The sequence below is a fragment of the Duganella sp. 1224 genome, from assembly GCF_013408245.1.
Lineage (GTDB): Bacteria > Pseudomonadota > Gammaproteobacteria > Burkholderiales > Burkholderiaceae_D > Rugamonas.
This window is the reverse complement of record NZ_JACBYS010000001.1, coordinates 1,234,752-1,254,735: the sequence shown is the minus strand read 5'-3', so window position 1 is coordinate 1,254,735 and position 19,984 is coordinate 1,234,752. Positions and strand designations below refer to the sequence as shown.

At 67.0% G+C, this 19,984-nt stretch carries 21 protein-coding genes; 14 read left to right on the top strand and 7 right to left on the bottom strand.

The genetic code is table 11. The features are described from left to right. Positions 1-22: 22 nt before the first annotated feature. From FHW58_RS05710 to FHW58_RS05700, 3 genes are read left to right on the top strand one after another with little or no spacing between them, the layout of a single operon-like run. Positions 23-1,288: a hypothetical protein gene (locus FHW58_RS05710; RefSeq protein WP_179672065.1), complete on the top strand. Its 1,266-nt coding sequence runs from the start codon at positions 23-25 to the stop codon at positions 1,286-1,288. Next, positions 1,281-3,317 (top strand): hypothetical protein, encoded by a 2,037-nt coding sequence (locus FHW58_RS05705; protein ID WP_179672064.1) that lies wholly within the window; start codon positions 1,281-1,283, stop codon positions 3,315-3,317. Before FHW58_RS05710 ends, FHW58_RS05705 begins: the two co-directional genes overlap by 8 nt. Before the next feature lie 9 nt (positions 3,318-3,326). After that, positions 3,327-3,959, top strand: a complete 633-nt coding sequence (locus tag FHW58_RS05700) for an OmpA family protein (RefSeq protein ID WP_179672063.1) — start codon at positions 3,327-3,329, stop codon at positions 3,957-3,959. 2 nt (positions 3,960-3,961) lie between these two features. Here the strand turns inward: FHW58_RS05700 and FHW58_RS05695 are convergent, their stop codons facing one another. Further along, on the bottom strand, positions 3,962-4,156 hold the full coding sequence (locus tag FHW58_RS05695; protein ID WP_179672062.1) for a DUF1653 domain-containing protein: 195 nt from the start codon (positions 4,154-4,156) through the stop codon (positions 3,962-3,964). Positions 4,157-4,192: 36 nt separating this feature from the next. Continuing rightward, a complete protein-coding gene (locus FHW58_RS05690) occupies positions 4,193-5,212 on the bottom strand; it encodes an aldehyde reductase (protein WP_179672061.1) in 1,020 nt (339 codons plus the stop codon). A gap of 56 nt (positions 5,213-5,268) precedes the next feature. Here FHW58_RS05690 and FHW58_RS05685 point away from each other — a divergent pair, with 56 nt between their 5' ends. Beyond that, positions 5,269-6,231 carry an AraC family transcriptional regulator gene (locus FHW58_RS05685; protein WP_179672060.1) on the top strand — a complete coding sequence of 321 codons (963 nt, stop codon included), beginning with the start codon at positions 5,269-5,271 and terminating at the stop codon, positions 6,229-6,231. Beyond that, a complete protein-coding gene (locus FHW58_RS05680; RefSeq protein ID WP_179672059.1) occupies positions 6,228-6,596 on the top strand; it encodes a cupin domain-containing protein in 369 nt (122 codons plus the stop codon). The genes FHW58_RS05685 and FHW58_RS05680 overlap by 4 nt, the downstream gene beginning before the upstream one ends. Here FHW58_RS05680 and FHW58_RS05675 read toward each other — a convergent pair. Both FHW58_RS05675 and FHW58_RS05670 read right to left on the bottom strand, forming a co-directional pair. Next, positions 6,593-7,687: a calcium:proton antiporter gene (locus FHW58_RS05675; RefSeq protein ID WP_179672058.1), complete on the bottom strand. Its 1,095-nt coding sequence runs from the start codon at positions 7,685-7,687 to the stop codon at positions 6,593-6,595. The genes FHW58_RS05680 and FHW58_RS05675 overlap by 4 nt on opposite strands. A 59-nt stretch (positions 7,688-7,746) precedes the next feature. Further along, entirely contained in the window at positions 7,747-8,349 is a 603-nt protein-coding gene (locus tag FHW58_RS05670; RefSeq protein WP_179672057.1) for a TetR/AcrR family transcriptional regulator, read from the bottom strand. Positions 8,350-8,434: 85 nt separating this feature from the next. On the opposite strand from FHW58_RS05670, the gene FHW58_RS05665 reads away from it, so the two are divergent. From FHW58_RS05665 to FHW58_RS05635, 7 genes are read left to right on the top strand one after another with little or no spacing between them, the layout of a single operon-like run. Beyond that, positions 8,435-9,715 carry an NAD(P)/FAD-dependent oxidoreductase gene (locus FHW58_RS05665; protein WP_179672056.1) on the top strand — a complete coding sequence of 427 codons (1,281 nt, stop codon included), beginning with the start codon at positions 8,435-8,437 and terminating at the stop codon, positions 9,713-9,715. Beyond that, entirely contained in the window at positions 9,715-10,479 is a 765-nt protein-coding gene (locus FHW58_RS05660) for a DUF1365 domain-containing protein (RefSeq protein WP_179673291.1), read from the top strand. Before FHW58_RS05665 ends, FHW58_RS05660 begins: the two co-directional genes overlap by 1 nt. Then, positions 10,476-11,681 (top strand): cyclopropane-fatty-acyl-phospholipid synthase family protein, encoded by a 1,206-nt coding sequence (locus tag FHW58_RS05655; protein ID WP_179672055.1) that lies wholly within the window; start codon positions 10,476-10,478, stop codon positions 11,679-11,681. Before FHW58_RS05660 ends, FHW58_RS05655 begins: the two co-directional genes overlap by 4 nt. Continuing rightward, on the top strand, positions 11,650-12,273 hold the full coding sequence (locus FHW58_RS05650; protein ID WP_179672054.1) for a chalcone isomerase family protein: 624 nt from the start codon (positions 11,650-11,652) through the stop codon (positions 12,271-12,273). Before FHW58_RS05655 ends, FHW58_RS05650 begins: the two co-directional genes overlap by 32 nt. Further along, complete coding sequence (locus tag FHW58_RS05645) at positions 12,270-13,568, top strand: MFS transporter (RefSeq protein ID WP_179672053.1); 1,299 nt, start codon at positions 12,270-12,272, stop codon at positions 13,566-13,568. The genes FHW58_RS05650 and FHW58_RS05645 overlap by 4 nt, the downstream gene beginning before the upstream one ends. Further along, the gene (locus FHW58_RS05640; protein WP_179672052.1) at positions 13,565-14,098 is read left to right on the top strand and encodes a DUF3833 domain-containing protein; all 534 of its coding nucleotides are present in this window, start codon (positions 13,565-13,567) and stop codon (positions 14,096-14,098) included. Before FHW58_RS05645 ends, FHW58_RS05640 begins: the two co-directional genes overlap by 4 nt. Continuing rightward, positions 14,086-14,862: an SDR family NAD(P)-dependent oxidoreductase gene (locus FHW58_RS05635; protein WP_179672051.1), complete on the top strand. Its 777-nt coding sequence runs from the start codon at positions 14,086-14,088 to the stop codon at positions 14,860-14,862. Before FHW58_RS05640 ends, FHW58_RS05635 begins: the two co-directional genes overlap by 13 nt. Here the strand turns inward: FHW58_RS05635 and FHW58_RS05630 are convergent. Continuing rightward, positions 14,859-15,293, bottom strand: coding sequence for a DUF2177 family protein (locus tag FHW58_RS05630; RefSeq protein WP_179672050.1), 435 nt, complete (start codon positions 15,291-15,293; stop codon positions 14,859-14,861). The two genes, FHW58_RS05635 and FHW58_RS05630, sit on opposite strands and share 4 nt — an antisense overlap. Before the next feature lie 153 nt (positions 15,294-15,446). Here FHW58_RS05630 and FHW58_RS05625 point away from each other — a divergent pair, with 153 nt between their 5' ends. Continuing rightward, positions 15,447-16,745 carry an MFS family transporter gene (locus FHW58_RS05625; RefSeq protein ID WP_179672049.1) on the top strand — a complete coding sequence of 433 codons (1,299 nt, stop codon included), beginning with the start codon at positions 15,447-15,449 and terminating at the stop codon, positions 16,743-16,745. On the opposite strand, the gene FHW58_RS05620 is transcribed toward FHW58_RS05625, so the two are convergent. Both FHW58_RS05620 and FHW58_RS05615 read right to left on the bottom strand, forming a co-directional pair. Then, a complete protein-coding gene (locus FHW58_RS05620; protein WP_179672048.1) occupies positions 16,742-17,371 on the bottom strand; it encodes a M17 family peptidase N-terminal domain-containing protein in 630 nt (209 codons plus the stop codon). The genes FHW58_RS05625 and FHW58_RS05620 overlap by 4 nt on opposite strands. Before the next feature lie 82 nt (positions 17,372-17,453). Next, positions 17,454-18,860, bottom strand: a complete 1,407-nt coding sequence (locus tag FHW58_RS05615; protein WP_179672047.1) for an amidase — start codon at positions 18,858-18,860, stop codon at positions 17,454-17,456. Positions 18,861-18,970: 110 nt separating this feature from the next. Between FHW58_RS05615 and FHW58_RS05610 the strand changes: the two genes are divergently transcribed. Beyond that, positions 18,971-19,939 (top strand): AraC family transcriptional regulator, encoded by a 969-nt coding sequence (locus tag FHW58_RS05610; protein ID WP_179672046.1) that lies wholly within the window; start codon positions 18,971-18,973, stop codon positions 19,937-19,939. Positions 19,940-19,984 lie beyond the last annotated feature (45 nt).

Sequence of the window (19,984 nt, the reverse complement as noted above, 5' to 3'; positions counted from 1 at the left end):
TCACCAAGAAAGGAAAGTAGAGATGGGTTTGTTGAGCTTTATATCCAGCGCAGCCAGTTCGGTCGTCAGCGCGGTCAGCAGTGTCGCCAGCGCCGTGTACGATGGCGCCAAGAGCGTCGTGCGCGAGGCGATCTCGTTCATCGCCAACAAGGGCGAGGGCCTGATCGCCACCGTCAAGGAGACGTGGGGCAAGGTCAAGCCCTATCTGCAGAAAATCAGCCCCTTCCTGCAGGGCATTGCCAAGCTGGCGCCCTATCCGTGGCTGAAGGGCGCCATCCTGGCGGTGGACAAGGGTCTGACCGCCCTGCTGGCGCTCGAGAACAGCCCGATCCTGAAGAAGCTGGAGCGCGCCGCGCAATGGGTCATCAAGCTGGCCCAGCGCCTGGACCGCAAGCTGAGCGCGATGGAAGAAGCCGAGGCGCGCGAACACCAGCAGACCTTTGACGAAGCCAAGGCGCACACCCAAGGCGGCAAGCACGCCGGCACCTTCGACGTGGCCGCCATGCTGAACGAACTGGCGCTGGTCAAGGCCGGCATCGCCAACCTGATCGACGAGGGCCAGACCGTCACCGACATGGAACACTATCTGCGCCTGCGCGCCACCCAAAAGCTGATGCGCACGGTCGAGGACAAACTCAGCGTGGCCGCCTCGCTGGAGCACATCACGGCCGACGACATCTTCCTGGTCAAGGTCGGCGCCAGCTTGCTGTCGGATGCCCCGCAACTGAGCGAAGTCGACGCCGAGCGCCTCGACGGCATCGTCCTGCAGCGCTTCGGCACCAAGCTGACGCCGTTCGTGTTCGAGGAAATGCACAAGATGTGGCAGTTGGATCTGACCGAGGACGAGCGCCAGTGGAAACGCATGGTGACCGTGCTGAACACGGCCAAGGCCAAGCTCAAGAATCTGCAGTTCCAGGCCAAGGTGACCCAACTGTCGGCCGCGGACCAGGCCACGCTGGACCATCTGGCCGCCGAACTGCCGGAACAGATGCAGGCCAACGAAGACCTGATGAAGCGCAACCTGGAGCGCGAAAACTATATCTCGGCCACCGAGGGCTTCCTGCAACTGCTTGAGAAGTCGCCGGAGGAATTGCGTGCCAGCGGCCAGGAATACCTGCTGACGCAGGGCAAGGCGGTGGGCGAGGTGCTGATCGCGTGCGCGCAGCACGGCACCCGCTGGCATCAGTTGTCGCCCGAACAGCAGGCGCTGATCGGCGATTTCGCCAACATCTTCCGCGAAGCCAGCATCAAGCGTGGAGAAGCACTGGTGGTGGAATGCAATGGCTGATTCCATCCTTCTCACGTTCCTGAAACCGGAATTCAGCGCGTCGGTGCATGGCGTGCTGCAAACCAGCTTTGCGCTGGTGTTTGTGGCGGCGCTGTTCGTCACGCCGTGGCTGGTCTGGCGCGCGGCCCGCAACGAGCAATGGCAGCGCCGGCTGGACGTCATCGACCGCGAGGCCGGTCCGGCCGCGGCCTACGGCTCGCCGGAAGAACTGAGCGGCGCGGTGGCCACGCCCGCCGAGCGCTGGGCGGATGTGCTGCCCAGCCTGTTGCTGGTGTTTGGCCTGCTCGGCACCTTTATCGGCCTGGGCCTGGCGTTGACGGAAGCGGCTAGCGTACTCAACAACAGCCAGCATGCCGCCGGCGCCAATCCGCTGGACAACCTGACGCCGATCATGAATTCGCTCGGCTCCAAGTTCAAGACCTCGACCTGGGGCATCATGGCGTTCCTGACCCTGAAGCTGTGGTTCATGCGCAATCCGTACGAGGAACGGCGGCTGCTGTGGGCGGCGCAAAAGGTGCAGGCGCACGCGGCGCACGCGGCCGAGCAGGCGGCGCAACGGGAAGCGGCCGAGCGCCAGCGTCTGATCGACACCATCGCGCAGTCCAACGATGCCCTGCTGGCGGGCCAACGACAAGCCGTCGAGCACGCCGGGCTGCGTCATGCGGCATTGCTGGAGCTGCAGCAGCAACTCGCGACCCGGCACCTGGACGCGTTGACCGGCGCCAGCGCCGCCCAGTTGGCGGTACAGGAGCGCGCCATCGGCGCCATCACGCAGGCCGGCGCCGCGCAGCTGGCAGCGCAGGAGCGCGCCATCGACGCCATCACGCAGGCCGGTGCCGCGCAGCTGGCGGCGCAGGAGCGGGCCAATGACGCCATCGCGCAGGCCGGTGCCTCGCAACTGGCGGCGCAGGAGCGGGCCATTGATGCCATTACGCGGGCCGGCGCGTCCCAGGTGACGGCACAGGAACGCAGCGCCGAGGCCGTGCTGGCCCAGTTGCAGCGCGGCGCGACGGCGGCCGAACTGCAGGCCGAGCGCGCCGAGCTGCAACTCCGGCGCCTCGACGCGCTCCAGGAACACACCGAGGCCACCCGCGACGCCATGCACAATTTCGTCGACAGCGTCCAGCACAATATCGGCACCATGGCCAGCGCCGCCGACAACATGTCCACCGCCGCCGCAGCCGCCGGCCAGGCCAGCGTCGACCTCGGCGAAGTGATCCAGGACTTCCGCACCACCATGATCAGCGTGCTGGACAGCATCAAGTCCGACCTCGGCGCGTCGATCAACACCATGCAGACCGATTTCGGCACCAATATGACGGCCATGTCGGCCAGCCTGGCGCAGGCGACCAGCGGTATCGAAAATGCGATCACGCATCTGTCCAGCGGCGTCAGCAACACGATCGAGACGCTCAAGCAAGCCAGCCAGCAGTCGGTCGATTTGCAGCTCAAGGCGCAGGCGACTTTCGCTGCCTCCGGCGAGGAGTTGATGGCGTCGCTCGGCGAAGTGCAGAACTACGTGCAGCAAATGCAGACCAGGACCGAGTCCGGCCTGCGCTCGGTGTCCGACGCTGGCCAAAAGATGGCGCACGCCATCGCAACATTCGCCGCACTGCAAGACGCGGTCATTGAAAGCAATGTGCGCAGCAAGGAACTGGTGGAGCAGAACCGCAGCACCTCCGAGCACCTTGGCCAGCTGATCGTCGGCATCGCGCAGCGGCAGGAATCCGACCAGCAACTGGTGACGCTGCTGCAACAGGCTACCCTGGCAATCGGACAGCCGGCGCGCTTGGCCGACGAATCCGTCCAGCGCCTGACCAGCGCGCTGAATCAGCCGGCGCACATGGCGGACGAGTCCATCCAGCGCCTGGCGTCCGCCCTGACCAAGCCGGCCCGCGTGGCGGACGAGTCCATCGACCGTCTGGCCACCGCGCTGACCAGGCCGGCCCACGTCGCGGACGAGTCCATCGAGCGCCTGGCCGCCGCCGTTGGCCGGCAGGTGCGCGCGGCAGACGCCACGCCAGTATAAGGACACGCGATGAAAGACAAGCCAAGTGAATGGATCGTCATCGCTGACCTGATGTCCGGCGTGGTGGCGGTGGTGATGCTGATGTTGGTCGTCTCGCTGGTGCAAAAGCAGGCCGCCGAGCAACGCCTGAGCGAAGGCGCCGATGCCCAGCAGCAGCAAATCCGCACCGTGCTGGGCCAGATGGAGGCGGCCTTCCAGCAGGAAGGCGCAGCACGCTACGTCGCCATCGACAAGGCGGCCGGCAAGGTCACGCTGCTGGAGCACGCCTTCCGCAGCGGCAGCGCCTGCATCGAGCCGGCCGCCAAGGCCGCGTTCGCCCAGGTACAAGACCGCATTGCCGCCTACCTGGTGGAATTTCAGGCCGGCCAGATCTACGTCGAGGGCCACACCGACGACCAGAAGGTCAAGGGGCCGGTGACCGATCTGCGCAACTTCTGCACCGTCTACGACGACAACTTCACGCTGTCGGCAGCGCGCGCCCGCGAGGCCCGTTTGCTACTGATTGGGCACACCGGTGCCGAGGCGGCCAAGCGCGTGGTGGTGGCCGGCTTTGGCGACTCGCACCCCCTGCCCGGCCTGTCGCCCAGCAACGAGCGCAACCGCCGCGTCGAACTGCGCTTCGTCAACGGCGCCGGCCACTGACCTCAGGCATCGGGAATCACGGCAAAGCGCTGCACGCGTTTGCCGTCAACTTCCACTTCCTCGAAAAACACCGTGCGCGGACGGCACCAGACGGTGCCGTTCGCGGCGCGGTAGACGATCAGCGGCGTCAGGTCGGCCTCCATCGTCGCCTCGCAAACCAGTTCGTACTCGCCGCCTTTGTAATGCCGGAATCGCATGTTGTCCATCGCTGAAAAATCAAAGACGGCATTCTATTACAATCCCAGCGACCGCAGGCTGGCGGCGGTTGCCAGGATCGCCTCTTCGCGGGAGCGCGGCGTCCAGCCCAGCAGGTGGCGCGCCTTCTCGCCGCTGGCGTTAAGGTTCAGGCCCAGCAGCGGCAACAATCCGCGGATCGGCGGACTGAACAAAGCGCTCAGCCGCATGAACCAGTCGGGGAGCATGCGGGTGGACACCTTGCCGGCCGCGTCGCCCAGCTGGGTGCGCAGCAGCGCGGCGATGTCCGCCAGCCACAGGCTGTCGCCGGAGGTGGCGAGAAAGCGCTCGCCGTGGGCGGCCGGATGCAGCATGGCGCGCAGGTGCAGGTCGGCCACGTCGCGCACATCGACCACGCAGGTATTGATCCTCGGACAGCCGGGCTGGCCGTCCAGCATGTTCTTGATCAGGCGGATCGAGTGCGAATAGTCGGCCCCCAGCGCCGGGCCGAGCACGGTCACCGGATTGACGGCGGACAGCTCCAGCCCGCCGCCCTCGCGCGCGATGAAGTCCCAGGCGGCGCGCTCGGCCAGCGTCTTGGACTTCTGGTATGGCGCCACGTTGCCGGACAGGTTGCTCCAGTCGGTTTCATTGAACGGCCGCGTCATCGGCGGGTGGCCCGCAAACACGGCGCCGAACGCGGAGGTCAACACCACGCGCCTGACGCCGGCCCGGCGCGCGGCGCGCAGCACCCGCAGGTTGCCCGCCACCGCCGGCCGCACCCAGTCGTCCTCGGTGGCGTGCGCGCCGGACGGCGTCGGCGAAGCGCCGTGCAGCACGTAGGCGCAGCCGGCCACGGCGTCGTCCCAGCCGGCGTCATGTTCCAGGTCGGCCGCGACGAACGACAGCCGCCCGCCCGGCTCGGCGCCGCCCGCCTTGAGCTGGCGCCGCACCTCGTCCTCCCGCGCCAGCGTGCGCAGCGTGGTGCGCACGCGGTACCCGCGTTCGAGCAGCAGCAGAATGCAATGCTGCGCGATAAAGCCGCTGCCACCCGTGACCAATACCCATGTTTCGTCCATCGTGTTCTCCCGTTTAAGTGTAGCCGCCACGATAAAGCCGCCGGGCCGGACTGTGAATGCTTGACAGTGCGTATTACTTGCGCAATAGTGCGGACATGTTTGCTGACCCCATCTCCGACATTCTCAAGCTGATGAACGTGGAAACTCTGGTCACCGGCGGTTTCAGCGCCGGCGGCGCCTGGTCGCTGCGTTTTCCGGTGCCGGACAAGATCAAGTTCTTCGCCGTGGTCCAGGGCAGCTGCTGGGTCGCCATCGACGGCGAGCCGGCACCCGTCCGGTTCAACACCGGCGATGTGGGCCTGCTGTCAGCGCCGCGCGCGTTTGTGCTGAGCAGCGAGCCCGGCCTGCCGCCGGTAGATGCGATGACGGTGTTTGCCGGCGCCGGCACGGGCATTGCCACGCTCGGCGACGGCCAGGATTTTGCCCATATCGGCGGCCACGTGCTGCTGGACGCGGCCAGCGGCAGCCTGCTGGCCGACGCGCTGCCGCCGTGGATCCAGGTGCCGGCCGCGTCGTCGCAGGCGACCAGCTTCCGCTGGCTGCTGGATCAGCTGGTGAGCGAACGCGCCAATGATCTGCCCGGCGCGCCGCTGGCGTCCGCGCACCTGGCGCAACTGCTGTTCATCCAGATTTTGCGCGCGCACATCCAGACCGCCGGCGCCATGCCGGCCGGCTGGCTGCGCGCGCTGGGCGACAGGCGCATCGCGCCGGCGCTGCGGCTGATGCACGGCGACCCGGCGCGCGCCTGGCATCTGGACCAGCTGGCCAGCGCCTGCGCCATGTCGCGCACCACGTTTGCGCTGCACTTCCGCACCAGCGCCGGCGTCGCGCCGCTGACGTATCTGACCGGGTGGCGCATGCGCCTGGCCGAACGGGCGCTGCGCGACGACGACACGCCGGTGGCGGTGGTCGCGCGCGCGCTCGGCTATGCTTCCGAGAGCGCCTTCAGCAACGCGTTCAAGCGCGTCAACGGCAAGTCGCCGCGCACTTATCGCAACAACTTTCATCGACCATCATGACCAATACCGCCATCACCCAGTTCCGCCTGCAATCGCCGGCGCCCGAGTACGATCACCCGCGCGAGGAGCGCCGGCTGCAGGGCAATCCGCAACGCACCACCTGGAACCACTTCAGCAACGCCAGCGGCGAGGTGCATGCCGGCGTCTGGGCCTGCGAACGCGGCAGCTGGCGCATCGCCTTTGCCGATCACAAGGATGAATACTTCTACGTGCTGCAGGGCCGCTGCCGTGTGATCGACGAGCACGGCGTGGCGGCGGAAGCCGGGCCGGGCGACGCCATGGTCATCCCGGCCGGTTTCAAGGGCGTGTTCGAGGTGGTCGAACCGGTGCGCAAGCACTACGTCATCGTCGAGCGCTCGGCTTAGGGAACAATCGTCACAAACAGGTAGACCGCGCAGATGGTCAGCAGCACGGTGCCTTGCATAATCGTGGTCCGTCCCCCGGTGAGCGAGAGCGAGGTGACGATCAGCGACAGCAGCAACAGCACGGTGGATTTGACGTCGATGCCAAGCGTCAGCGTCCAGCCGTTCAGCAGCGCGACGATGGCCACGCAGGGGATCGTCAGGCCGATGCTGGCCAGCGCCGAGCCGAGCGCCAGGTTGAGGCTGGTCTGCAGGCGGTTGGCGCGCGCCGCCTGCAACGCGGCGATGCCCTCGGGCAGCAGCACCACGGCGGCGATGATGATGCCGACCAGCGCCTTCGGCGCGCCCAGTTTCAGCACCGCCGCTTCCAGCGAGGGCGACAACGCCTTGGCCAGCAACACCACGCAGCCGAGGCAGGCCAGCAGCAGCGCGCCGCTGATCCAGGCCATGCGGGCGGGCACCGGCGCCGCGTGCTCCTCCGCGGCCACGCCGCCTTGCGGCAGGAAGTATTCGCGGTGCCGCACCGTTTGCACCAGCACGAAAGTGCCGTACAGCACCAGCGAAATCACCGCGATGAAAATCAGCTGGCTGCTGTTGTACGACGGCCCCGGCGTGGTGATGGTGTAGTTGGGCAGCACCATGGTCAGCACCGAGATGGCGGCCAGCGTCGCCAGCGCGGCGGAGACGCCGGTGGCGGTGAAGCTCTGCTCGCCATGGCGGCCGCCGCCAAACAGCAGGCACAGGCCCACCATGCCGTTCAGGATCAGCATCACGGCCGCGTAGACGGTGTCGCGCGCCAGGCCGGTGGTTTCGGCGCCGCCGGCCACCATCAGCGAGACGATCAACGCCACCTCGATGGCGGTGACGGCCACCGCCAGCACCAGCGTGCCGAATGGCTCGCCGATCTTGTGCGCCACCACTTCGGCGTGGAACACGGCCGCCAGCACGCCGCCGAACAGGCACGCGGCCAGCACGATCAACAGCAGCGGCGACAGCGCGCCCGCTCCTCCCAGTGCCGACTTTGCGCCGAGGGCCAGCCATCCCAGCACGGGCGCGGCGATGGTCCAGATGGGAAGGGAGGACTGTATTTTCATGGGCGGTGGCTCGCTGTGGTAACAGCCCGACAATAGCACAACCCGCGCACCGGACGGCGCTACAGCCCCTTGAATGCCACCGTCAGCATGTGACGGACGATGTCGTCGTCGCTCATCTTACTGAACTTGCTGAGGAATTCCACCGCCGGATCGCAGGTCCGGGCATAGTAGCTGAACAGGATGACGTCGCTGGGCAGCTCGGCGTTGAGGCTGCCGTCCTTCTGCGCCTGCTTGACCAGCGCTTCCAGTTGCCGGTTCAGCTTGACCACCTTCAGCATGTATTTGATGTTGCGCATCAGCATATCGCGCACGTGCGGGCTGGTCGACGGCAGGAACGGCAGTCCGCCGCCCAGCCGCACCCGCAGCGCCCATTCCAGCAGCGCCGACAATTTCTCCAGCGGCGTCAGCCCGGCGTCCAGCGCGGCGATCTGCTCGATGGCGCCGTCCAGCAGGCGGATCATCGCCTCGCCCACCAGTTCTTCCTTGGACTTGAAGTGCTTGTACAGGCTGGGCTTGGAGATGCCGACCGCGCCCGCCACGTCGTCCATGGTCATCAGATCGTAACCCTTGCCGCTCAGCACGGTCGTGGTCGCGTCCAGGATGGCGTTTTCACGCAGCTTGAAGGCCTGGTCCTTGAAGCTGAATTTAGCAAGAATACTCATTGGTACGTTTCGCTACTAATCAGTAGCGTTTCTGATTTATTGGTAGTAATATTAGCACGTCGGTACATTCCAGTATATAAACCTCATGCAAATGCCTCGTCAACGCATCGCCATCGTCGGCGCCGGAATCGCCGGCCTGGCCAGCGCCTACTTCCTGCAACGCCACCATGACGTGGTGCTGTTCGAGGCAGGCGCCTACCTGGGCGGCCACGCCAACACCGTGGACATCACGCTCGAAGGCCAGCAGTGCGCGGTCGACACCGGTTTCCTTGTCTATAACGAGAAAACCTATCCCAACCTGATCGCCCTGTTCGACGAGCTGGGCGTGGCAAGCATCGCCAGCGACATGTCGTTCGGCGTGTCGATGGACGACGGCGCGCTGGAATGGGCCGGCACCAACCTCGACACCGTGTTTGCCCAGCGCCGCCGCCTGGCCTCGCCCGCTTTCCTGCGCATGCTGCGCGATATCCTGCACTTCAACCGCCATGCCGAGGGTTTTCTGGCACAAAGCCTGATCGACGGCGCCACCTTGGGCGAACTGCTGGCGCGCCGGCGCTACGGCCGCATGTTCCGCGACGCCTATCTGCTGCCGATGGCGGCGGCCATCTGGTCGAGCTCGCCAAGCGACATCCTCGGCTTCCCGGCCGCGACCTTCCTGCGCTTCTGCCTGAATCACGCGCTGTTGCAGGTCAACGGCCGGCCGCAATGGCGCACGGTGCGCGGCGGCTCGCGCAACTACGTGCAGGCGATCGCCGCCACGCTGCGCGACTACCGCCTGCACACGCCGGTGCGCTCGCTGCGCCGCATCGGCAACCAGGTGCTGGTCGACAGCGGCGCGCAAACGGAAGCGTTCGATGCCGTGGTGCTGGCCACCCACGCGCCGGCCACGCTGGCGATGATGGCCGACGCCAGCGCGGAAGAGCGCGCCATCCTGGGCGCGGTGCGCTATCAACCCAACACCGCCTGGCTGCACACCGACACGCGGCTGATGCCGCGCAGCCGCAAGGTGTGGTCGGCGTGGAATTATTTATCGACCCGGCAGACCGATGGCAGCCAGCCGGTCTGCGTCAGCTACTGGCTCAACCAGCTGCAAAGCCTGCCGTTCAGCACGCCGGTGGTGGTGACGCTGAATCCGCCCTCGCCGCCGGCCGCCGGGCAGGTGCTGGCGCGCTTCCAGTACGACCATCCGATCATGGACCAGGCGGCGATCGATGCCCAGGGCGCGCTGTCCAGCATCCAGGGCCAGAACGGCCTGTGGTATGCCGGCGCCTGGACCGGCTACGGCTTCCACGAGGACGGCCTCAAGTCCGCGCTGCGCGTTGCGTCCGCCTTCCACGCCGCCCCTGCCTGGGCGACGCTGCCATGATGCCGCAGGCCGCCGCCCAACTGGTCGACGCACGCGTGATGCATTCGCGGTTCAGGCCGGTACTCCATCGTTTCGTCTACCCGGTGTTTTATGTGCGGGTGAACCTGGCGCGGCTGGATGCGTGCCAGTCGTCATGGTTCGGCATCGATCGCCGCCGTCCGCTGTCCATACGCACCCGCGACTATGGCCCGCGCGACGGCTCCGACCTGCAACGCTGGATGCGCGCGCTGCTGGCCACGCACGGCATCCATGCCGATGGCGAGATCTGGCTGCAAACCTTCCCGCGCGTCTTGGGCTACGTGTTCAATCCGGTCAGTTTCTGGCATTGCCACGCGGCCGACGGCAGCCTGCGCGCGGTGCTGGCCGAGGTCAACAACACCTTTGGCGAAACCCACCGCTACCTGCTGCAACTGGACAGCGACGGCCATGCCACCTGCCTGAAACAGATGCACGTGTCGCCGTTCTGCGAAACCATCGGCAGCTACCGGTTCCGCTTCCGACTGGACGGCCGCCGCCCGCGCACCGCGATCGATTACTACGACAGGCAGGGTCTGCTGATCCACACCACCCTGTCCGGCCAGCCGCAACCGATGAGCGCGCGCGCCGCCGCGCTGGCGTTGCTGCGCTATCCGCTGCTGGGGCTGGGCATCGTTTTTCGCATCCACTGGCAGGCGCTGCGCCTGTGGCTGAAGGGCGTGCCCTTCTTCCGCAAGCCGCCGCGCTCGCTTCCACACATCACTGTTCACGAGGAGCCACTCCCATGAGCCAAACGCTGTCGACCACCATCCAGGCCGCCCCGGCCGCCGCCAGGGTGTTCCTGAATCTGCTCGGCCGCATCAGTTGCGGTCATCTGGAACTGATCACGCCCGACCATACGCGCATGGTCTTTGGCAACGCCCATACCGGCCCCGGCGCCACGCTGGCGGTACACGACTGGCGCGCCTGCGGCCGCATCCTGCGCGCCGGCGACATCGGCCTGGCCGAAGCCTGGGCCGCCGGCTGGATCAGCAGCCCGGATCTGGTGACGCTGCTGCGGCTGGCGTTGCGCAACGCGGCGGCGCTGGAGCCGGCGCTGTTTGGCGGCGTGCTGGCGCGCTGCTGGTATCGTCTGCGCCACTGGCTGCGGCCGAATACGCGCAGCGGCAGCCAGCGCAACATCCACAGCCACTACGACATCGGCAACAATTTCTACAAGCTGTGGCTGGATCCGAGCTGGACTTACTCGTCGGCGATGTTCGACGGCGACTACAGCCAGCCGCTGGAGCGGGCGCAGCACCGCAAGTACCAGCGCATCATCGACACCTTGGGCCTGCGCGCCGGCGATCGCGTGCTGGAAGTCGGCTGCGGCTGGGGCGGCTTTGCCGAACAGGCGGCGCGCCAGGGCATTCACGTGCACGGCGTGACGATTTCGCCGTCGCAGCTGGAGGTGGCGCGCCGCCGCATCGACGCCGCCGGCCTCGGCGCGCTGGCGCAGCTGGAATTGCGCGATTACCGGGATCTGGAGGGCACGTATGACGCGATTGTGTCGATCGAGATGTTCGAGGCGGTTGGCGAGCGTTACTGGAAGCAGTATTTCGACACGCTGGCAGCGCGCCTGAAGCCGGGCGGCCAGGCGCTGGTGCAGTCGATCACCATCGACGAGCGGCATTTCGAGCGTTATCGCAGCACGGCGGACTTCATCCAGGAGTACATCTTCCCCGGCGGCATGCTGCCGAGCGTGGAGCGATTTGAGCGCGGCGCGGCGCAGGCCGGCTTGCGTTGCACGGAGCACTATGCGTTCGGGCCGGATTATGCGGAGACGCTGCGGCGCTGGCGTAGCGCGTTTCATGCCACCAGCACGCAGTCGGGTGCGCTGGGCTTCGATACGCACTTCATGCGCATCTGGGATCTGTATTTCGCCTACTGCGAAGCCGCGTTTGACGAGGGCCGCACCGATGTTGTCCAGTTCCATCTGCACAAGGCCTGAGCGGCGCCGGCTGGCCGTGCTGCTGCTGGCCGCGATAGCGATCTGCGGACCGGTGACGGCGGCTGCGGCGCGTGCCGCCGCTGGCAAGGCTGGCACAGCGGCCGCCGATGGTCGCGTAGCGGCCGACGCTGCGCCATGGCGCGCGGTCCTGCCGCAGGCGCAGGCACTGGGCGGCGGCGATCTGACCTTTTTCGGACTGCGCATTTACCGCGCCACCTTGTGGTCGGCGAGCCGGCCATTCGACGCCACGCAACCGTTTGCGTTGCAGCTCAGTTACTACCGCAGCATCAGCCGGGGTCGCCTGGTGAGCACCAGCATGGGCGAGATCCGCCGCCTCGCCCGCGCGCCGATTCCGGACGCCACCATGGCGCGCTGGGAATCGGTGCTGGCCGGGGCCTTTGTCGACGTCAAGGAGGGGGATGAGCTGACCGGCGTCTACCAGCCTGGTCGCGGCATGCAGTTGTATGACCGTCAGCGCCTGCTGGCCGAGGTGGAGGATGATGCCCTGGCGCGCGCTTTCTTCGATATCTGGCTCAATCCGGACAGCCGCGACCAGAAACTGCGTCAGCGCCTGATGGGAACGCAGCCATGAGCAATGCCGCCTACGGTTTGCTGGGCGCGCCGCTGGCGATGGCGGCGTTGCCGCTGTTCGTGCAATTGCCGGCGTATTACGCCACGCATCTGGGCATGGCGCTGGCGCCGCTTGGCGTGGTGCTGTTCATCGCGCGTGGCATCGACATGCTGCAAGATCCGCTGCTCGGGCACCTGCTGGACCGCACACCGGCGCGCCGCAAGCGCTGGATGACGCTCGGCGCTGGCGCGCTGATGCTGGCGTTTGCCGCGCTGTGGCTGCCGCCGGCCGGCGTGCCGACTGGCTGGTGGCTGGCGGTCATGCTGGTGCTGGCGTACGGCGCGCACAGCCTGGTCAACATCGCCTACCTGGCGTGGGGCGCGCGCTTGCCCGCCGCGCTGGGCGGCGCGGCGTGGCGCGAAGGATTGGGGCTTGCAGGCATGTTGTCAGCCAGCCTGATCCCGGCCGCCATTCTCGCCGGCGACCCGGCGCAAATCCGCGCCCGCCTGACGGTCTACAGCATCGCCTTCGCGTTGCTGATGGCCGCAGCCATAGGCGCCCTGCTACGCTACGCACCAGCGCCCCAGCCGCCCACCGCCACCGGAGAGGGCTCCGCGCCTGACGCGACCGCGGAGACCTCCATGGTCGCGGCGATGCCGCAGGCAGGCGCGGGGGGCGGTGGGCGTGAGTCGTGGCTGGCGCCTTGGCGCGAGCTGGCGCGTAGCCGCGCGGTGCGGGCGTTGTTGCTGCCGTACTTCTTCAACGCGCTGGCGGTCGCGATACCGGCCACGCTGGCGCTGTTCTACATCGCCGACCAGCTCGGCGCGCCGCAGCTGTCGGGCATCTTCCTGGCCTGCTATTTCGGCGCCGCCGCCTGTGGCTTGCCCGCCTGGACCGCGCTGGCCCGCAAGTGGGGACCGCTGCGCTGCTGGCGCCTCGGCATGCTGCTGTCCGTGGCTGGCTTCTGCGGCGCCGCGCTGCTCGGCCAGGGCGACCTCGTCCCCTACGCCATCGTCTGCGTCGCCGCCGGCGCCGCGCTCGGCGCCGACCTCGCGCTGCCGCCAGTCCTGCTCGGCCAGGCGCTGGGCGAACAGCTGAGCAACCGGCTGGGCGCCGGTTTCGGCCTGTTCACGCTGCTGGGCAAACTGGCACTGGCCATCGCCGGCCTGACATTGCCGCTGCTGGCCTGGCTCGACTACCGCCCTGGCCACGGCGGCGGCCCGGCCCTGGTGGCGGCCTACGCCATCATCCCCTGCCTGCTCAAATTACTCGCCATGGCCACATCCGGCCGCAAGACCGCAAGGAGTCACCCATGAAACGCATCAGCGCCATAATGCTGGCCGCCCTGCTCGCCGGCTGCGCCGGGCCGGACATCCAGCAATACCGCACCGCGACGCCGGCGCTGGACCCGGCCGACTACTTCACCGGCGTCACCGACGCCTGGGGCATGTTCCAGAAACGCAATGGCGAAGTCACCAAGCGCTTCCACGTTGAAATCACCGGCACCCAGCGCGACAACACGCTGACGCTGGACGAGCGCTTCCGCTACGACGACGGCAGCACCCAGCAACGCGTGTGGCGCCTGGTGCGCGACGGCGACCAGCGCTGGCGCGGCACCGCCGCCGACGTCAAGGGCGAAGCGCAAGGCGAAACCGCCGGCAACGCGCTGCGCTGGCAATACACGCTGCTGCTGCCGGTCGACGGCACCACCTACGAAATGCAATTTGACGACTGGATGTTCCTGATCGACCGCTGCACCATGATGAACCGCGCCAGCATGCGCAAATTCGGCATCGAATTCGGCCAGGTCACGCTGACGTTCCGGAGGCGCGCATGCAACCCTTGAACGCCCCGCTGCGCGACTGGGCCGGCCTGCGCGTGTGGATCATCGGCGCCTCCAGCGGCATCGGCGCCGCGCTGGCGGCCGAAGCGCTGCAGGCCGGCGCCCACGTGGCGCTGTCCGCCCGCCGCGCCGATCGCCTGCAAGCCATCGCCGCCGGCAACACCCGCGCGCTGGCCGTGCCATTCGACATCCTCGACCGCGACGCCTGGACCCAGCGCCACGCCGACATCAGCGCCCAGCTCGGCGGCATCGACCTGATCGTCTTCTGCGCCGCCGACTACCGCCCGGAACGCAGCTGGGACGTCAACCCCGAACGCGCCGCCCTCACGCTGGAAACCAACCTCGGCAGCGTCTACACCGGCCTGGCCACCGTGCTGCCGGCAATGCTGGAACGCGGCAGCGGCGGCATCGCCATCGTGGCCAGCGTGGCCGGCTACTTCGGCCTGCCGAACGCCAGCGTTTACGGCCCCAGCAAGGCTGCGCTGATCAACCTGGCCGAGCTGCTGTACGTCGACCTGCGCCCGCGCGGCGTCAGCGTCTATCTGATCAATCCGGGATTCGTGCAGACGCCGCTGACGGCCAAGAACGAGTTCACCATGCCGGCGCTGCAAACGCCGCAAGCGGCGGCGCGCGCGATCCGCGAAGGCATCGCCTCGGGACGGTTTGAAATCCACTTTCCGCGCCGCTTCACGCTGGCGCTGAAGTTCGTCAAGTGGCTGCCCTACCGGCTGCGCTTCCCGCTGATCTCGCGGCTGGTAAAGCCCTAAGCCCAGCGGCTGGCGACCAACCAGCCGGCCGCCGCCGCCGCCGCGGTCAGCCCCGCGCCCCAGGCGATATCGACGATCGACAGGCCGAGCGGCCACGACTTCAGAATCGCGTAGTTGGTCATGTCGTAGGTGCCATAGGCGATCAATCCCAGCACCAGCCCGTACAACGCGGCCGTCTGCCAGCTGGCCTCGCGCAAGCCCGGCGCCACCGCCAGGAAGGCCACGCCGGCCGCGTACGCCAGATAGAACACGGCCGCCGCCGCGATGCGCGGCTGCGCCAGCATCTGGTCGCCCAGCGCCGCCTTGTAGGCGTTGGCCATGTACAGGCCGATCCAGATCGCATCCAGCACCAGCAGCGTCAACAGCGCGCCGCCGTAAGCGTAGAACCATTGCTGCACGCTGAGTGCCTGAACTGAAGTGGATGGCGACATGGTGAATTCCCGGGTATGAAACGATAACAAGATGGTAGCCGATATCGCGCTTTTTGTTCCGTCTGCTACTGCACATTTCATACCTTTGCCCTCCTGCAGCTTTCACCGGGATGCTTTACAATCGGCCGCAAGCCAAGCACAGAGAAAACAACAATGACCAATACCGAGCATCCTCACTACAGCGCCGAGGAAAAGCGCAAGCGCGTGTTTGCCATCATCAGCGCGTCCTCCGGCAACCTGGTGGAGTGGTTTGACTTCTACGTCTACTCCTTCGCCTCGATCTACTTCGCCAGCCAGTTCTTCCCCAGCGGTGACGCCACCGCCGAATTCCTCAAATCCGCCGCCGTGTTTGCCGTCGGCTTCCTGATGCGCCCGATTGGCGGCTGGTTGTTCGGCCGCATCGCCGACCGCGTCGGCCGCAAGAAATCGATGGTGATTTCGGTGCTGATGATGTGCGGCGGCTCGCTGGCCATCGCCGTGTTGCCGACTTACGCCAGCATCGGCGTCGCCGCGCCCGTGCTGCTGCTGGTGATCCGCATGTTCCAGGGGCTGTCAGTGGGCGGCGAGTACGGCACCACCGCCACCTACATGAGCGAAGTGGCGCTGCGCGGCCAGCGCGGCTTCTTCTCGTCCTTCCAGTACGTGACGCTGATCGGCGGCCAGTTGCTGGCGGTGCTGACGGTGGTGATCCTGGAGCAGTTCCTCAACGACGCCGAACTCAAGGCCTGGGGCTGGCGCATTCCATTCGTGCTGGGCGCGATTGCCGCGCTGGTGTCGCTGATGCTGCGCCGCACGCTACACGAAACCAGCAAGGCCGAGGACATGAGCCACAAGGAGGCTGGCACGCTGGCCGGCATCTTCCGCAACCACACCGCCGCCTTCATCACGGTGATCGGCTACACGGCCGGCGGCTCGCTGATTTTCTACACCTTCACCACCTACATGCAGAAGTACCTGGTCAACACCTCCGGCATGCCGGCCAAGACCGCCAGCGTGGTGATGACCGGCGCGCTATTCCTCTACATGTGCATGCAGCCGCTGTTCGGCGTGCTGGCCGACCGTATCGGCCGCCGCCATTCGATGATGCTGTTCGGCGGCCTGGGCGCACTGGGCACCTATCCCATCCTCGCCATGCTGCACGGGAACAGCAGCCCGGTGGTGGCGTTTGCGCTGATCACCGTGGCGCTGGCCATCGTCAGCCTGTACACCTCGATCGGCGGCCTGGTGAAAGCCGAGATGTTCCCGCCGGAAGTGCGCGCGCTGGGCGTGGGCTTCTCGTATGCGATCGCCAACGCCATCTTCGGCGGGTCGGCCGAGTTCGTGGCGCTGTCGTTCAAGAACGCCGGCCATGAAACCGGCTTCTTCATCTACGTGACCATCATGATGGTGGTGGCGTTCCTGTTCAGCATGCGACTGCCGAAGACGCCATCCTACCTGCATACCGACCACTAGTCGGCTTCCAGCAGCCCCTCAAACGCGGCCGCGAACGCTTCGGCCGCGCCGGGCAGACGCGGCGCACCCACATCAAACGTGCACTGGCGCAGCACCGGGCGGACGGCCAGCCCGGCCGCCGCCAGCGCCAGCTCGGTGCGCAACGCGCCAAGCATCCCCGCCAGCATCACTTCCTGCATGCGTAATGGTCCGTTGTTGGTGTGGCCGGCGTCCAGCACGCTTGGCGCGAAGGCCATGGTTTCGGCGCCGTGGCGGATTGCCTCGCGCATGGCCACTTGCGTTGCCTGGCGCAGGCGCTCGCCGTCCAGCGTGGCCGGGTCGCCGAGGCCGACCACCAGTATTGCCCGCGCCTTGACCGTGGCCGGCAGCCGGGTGATCAGCAAGGTCTGCATGGGCTCGGCGCGGAACAGGCCTTCACCGCGCAAGCGCGTCAGTTCCTTGCCCAGCGCCTGGTCCAGCTCCAGCAGACCGCCGGCGATGGCGGCGCCGTCCACTTCGTGTTCAAACATGCAGGCAACGCTGAAGTCGACGTCGGCGTGCGCGGGTCCCCAGGCGACGACGTCAAACGCCACGCCCTCGGCGGAACCGATGGGCAGGCGGGCAGGTGTGGAGTGGCTGGCGGTCATGGTGCGGATTCCTGATATTGAATGAAGGTCCGATCTTACCGCCTGCACGATTGACCGTGGCCCTGCCTAAAGACAAGGCGCGCTAGTTGAGCACCGCCTCGATGCGCCTGGCCGCCTTGAACAACTGCCCTTCCGCGCCTGGCGCGCACAGCACCGAAATGCTGGGCGGCAGGCCGCTGATCGGATCGCGGAACTTCCAGGCCGGGATGGCGATGGCCGGCAGGTCAAGGTAATTGCCCATCGTGTGCGCGGTGAACAGGCCGTTGATGCCGGGCTTGAGCGAGAGCTTGTTCATCTGGCCGTGGCGCGGCGCGAGCAAACCCAGCGTCGGCAGCACGATGACGCCGTCCGTTCCCAGCATGGCGTGGTAGCGCGTGCGCGCATCAGCAAACCGGGCGGCCATTTCCCACACTTTGGCGGCGCTGCGCGGCCTGAGCAGGGGCCCGATCAGCGTCCAGCGCAACAGGCCGGCGTCGACGGTCGGCTTGCCGATCAGTTGCGCCAGCAGCTCCGTGAACGGCGAGTAGCGGCCGTGACGCTCGTTGGACAGCAGGCGCAGCCAGTCGGTGTAGAAATCGTCAAGTATCAGCTTGGGAATCTGCAGGTAGAGCTGGCGCGTGTCGGCAAAGTCGTGCGCCTCCTCGCGGTAGCCTTCGCCCAGCAGCGCGCCGGTAGCGGCGGCCAGCGCCAGCTCGATGCACGGCGCGCGCATCGTCAACGGGAAGTTGCGTGGCGCGATCAGGCGGCCGGGGGCGCTGGCGGCGGCGACCGGGCGTTCGGCGATCACGTTGTACACCAGTTCGGCATCGCGGACGCTGCGCGTGAGCGGCCCGAGCGCCAGCCAGCTGCGGGTGTTGCCGCTGACCGTCGGCCAGGTGCCGCGCGGGTTGACGGCGCCCGCATGCGGCTTGAAGCCGACCACGCCGCAAAACGCCGCCGGAATGCGGATCGAGCCGAGAATATCGGAACCGACGCCAAACACCGAGCCGCCCGAACCGACCAGCGCGCCCTCGCCGCCGCTGGAACCGCCCGCCACGCGGCGCAGGTCAAGAGGATTGCTGGTGCGGCCAAAACGCGGGTTGCTGGATTCCGCCGTCATCGCAAACTCCGGCACATTGCTGCGGGCGATGACGATGGCGCCGGCCGCCTTCAGCCGGCGGACGATTTCCGCGTCTTCGGCATGCGTCTCCGGCGCCATGCGCAGCGAGCCGGCGGTGACCTGCTGGCCCGCCAGTCCGAAGGTTTCCTTGACGCTGCAAGGCAGCCCGAACAGCGGCAGCGAACGGTCGCCCGCCTGGTCCATCTGCCGCGCCAGCGCCATCGCCTGGTCGCGGAAGATGTGCGTGGCGCCGTTCATTTGCGCCTGGGTGCGCTCGATGCGCGCCAGGTGCGATTCCACGATCTGCGCCGAGGTCAGTACGCCGCGCCGCAGGTCCGCCAGCAGCGCGGTGGCGTCCGGCTCCAGCAGGTTACGCTTAAAATCATGCATGGACTTTTGTAATTGATGATCCCAAGCTATTATGCGGAGCAAGACCCGCACAGTCTTGAGGGAATTCCTCCCACATTGAGAATTCGCGCATATTCGGAGCCAGCCACGCCATGGGGCAAGTCAAGGTCGCCATCGTACTGCCGTTGTTGAACTACTTGCGCCGTCATCAGCTTGCGCATGAACTACTGGTAGTCGACGATGCGGCGCAGACCATGTCGTGCGAGGCGTGGCTGGCGTTGTACCAGCGCGCCATCGCGGCCAGCGGCGACCCGGCGCTGCCGCTGCGCGTCGGCGCCGCCATGCAGCCCAGCGATTACAGCATGCTTGGTTTCGCCGCGATGAGTTGCGTGACGCTGGAACAGGCCATCCACGTCATGCTGCGCTACGAGCGGCTGGTGCAGGAGGTCAACGCCACTGGCCTGGTGGTCGGTGACAGCGAGGTCGCGCTGCAATGGCTGCCGTATCTCGGGCCGGTGTCGCCGATCTTCATGCAGCTGGCGCTGGCGTCGTGGGCGGCGATGGCGCGCCGGTTGACGGGCCGGCCGCAGCAGGCGTTCGAGGCCCACTTCAGTTTTCCGCCCCCGCCGCACGCCGACGTGTATCAGGAGATTTTCGGCAAGCCGGCGCGCTTCTCGCAGCCGATGACCAAGCTGGTATTCGAACGCGACCTGCTGAGCCAGCCAGTGCTGTTTGGTGATGCGCAGACCAACCAGATCCTGTTGCAGAAGGCCGAGGAACAATTACAGCAAGCGGGCGCGGTCAGCATCGTGTGCAAGGTGCGGCAGCGGCTGGCGGCCGGCGGCAAGCTCGGGGTCGAGGCGGTGGCGGAGGATTTGCGGATGTCGCCGCGCAAGCTGCAACTGCTGCTGGCCAATGAAGGCAGCAGTTTCCGCAAGCTGCAGCACGAGGCGCTGTTCCAGCGCGCCAAGGATTATCTGGCCGATCCGGCCATCAGCGTTAGCGAGGTGGCTTTTTTGCTCGGCTATTCGGAGCAGAGCCCGTTTCAGAACGCCTTTAAAAACTGGGCCGGCATGACGCCCGGCGCGTGGCGCAGGAATGCGGTTGCGCGGCGCGTTTGAGCGTTGGCGGGAATCGCACAACCCGCACGGCGGCGAACTGGGGTC

Coding starts and splice junctions, on each gene's coding strand:
- FHW58_RS05710 (WP_179672065.1), top strand. CDS start 23: ATGGGTTTGTTGAGCTTTATATCCAGCGCAGCCAGTTCGGTCGTCAGC.
- FHW58_RS05705 (WP_179672064.1), top strand. CDS start 1,281: ATGGCTGATTCCATCCTTCTCACGTTCCTGAAACCGGAATTCAGCGCG.
- FHW58_RS05700 (WP_179672063.1), top strand. CDS start 3,327: ATGAAAGACAAGCCAAGTGAATGGATCGTCATCGCTGACCTGATGTCC.
- FHW58_RS05695 (WP_179672062.1), bottom strand. CDS start 4,156: ATGCGATTCCGGCATTACAAAGGCGGCGAGTACGAACTGGTTTGCGAG.
- FHW58_RS05690 (WP_179672061.1), bottom strand. CDS start 5,212: ATGGACGAAACATGGGTATTGGTCACGGGTGGCAGCGGCTTTATCGCG.
- FHW58_RS05685 (WP_179672060.1), top strand. CDS start 5,269: ATGCTTGACAGTGCGTATTACTTGCGCAATAGTGCGGACATGTTTGCT.
- FHW58_RS05680 (WP_179672059.1), top strand. CDS start 6,228: ATGACCAATACCGCCATCACCCAGTTCCGCCTGCAATCGCCGGCGCCC.
- FHW58_RS05675 (WP_179672058.1), bottom strand. CDS start 7,687: ATGAAAATACAGTCCTCCCTTCCCATCTGGACCATCGCCGCGCCCGTG.
- FHW58_RS05670 (WP_179672057.1), bottom strand. CDS start 8,349: ATGAGTATTCTTGCTAAATTCAGCTTCAAGGACCAGGCCTTCAAGCTG.
- FHW58_RS05665 (WP_179672056.1), top strand. CDS start 8,435: ATGCAAATGCCTCGTCAACGCATCGCCATCGTCGGCGCCGGAATCGCC.
- FHW58_RS05660 (WP_179673291.1), top strand. CDS start 9,715: ATGCCGCAGGCCGCCGCCCAACTGGTCGACGCACGCGTGATGCATTCG.
- FHW58_RS05655 (WP_179672055.1), top strand. CDS start 10,476: ATGAGCCAAACGCTGTCGACCACCATCCAGGCCGCCCCGGCCGCCGCC.
- FHW58_RS05650 (WP_179672054.1), top strand. CDS start 11,650: ATGTTGTCCAGTTCCATCTGCACAAGGCCTGAGCGGCGCCGGCTGGCC.
- FHW58_RS05645 (WP_179672053.1), top strand. CDS start 12,270: ATGAGCAATGCCGCCTACGGTTTGCTGGGCGCGCCGCTGGCGATGGCG.
- FHW58_RS05640 (WP_179672052.1), top strand. CDS start 13,565: ATGAAACGCATCAGCGCCATAATGCTGGCCGCCCTGCTCGCCGGCTGC.
- FHW58_RS05635 (WP_179672051.1), top strand. CDS start 14,086: ATGCAACCCTTGAACGCCCCGCTGCGCGACTGGGCCGGCCTGCGCGTG.
- FHW58_RS05630 (WP_179672050.1), bottom strand. CDS start 15,293: ATGTCGCCATCCACTTCAGTTCAGGCACTCAGCGTGCAGCAATGGTTC.
- FHW58_RS05625 (WP_179672049.1), top strand. CDS start 15,447: ATGACCAATACCGAGCATCCTCACTACAGCGCCGAGGAAAAGCGCAAG.
- FHW58_RS05620 (WP_179672048.1), bottom strand. CDS start 17,371: ATGACCGCCAGCCACTCCACACCTGCCCGCCTGCCCATCGGTTCCGCC.
- FHW58_RS05615 (WP_179672047.1), bottom strand. CDS start 18,860: ATGCATGATTTTAAGCGTAACCTGCTGGAGCCGGACGCCACCGCGCTG.
- FHW58_RS05610 (WP_179672046.1), top strand. CDS start 18,971: ATGGGGCAAGTCAAGGTCGCCATCGTACTGCCGTTGTTGAACTACTTG.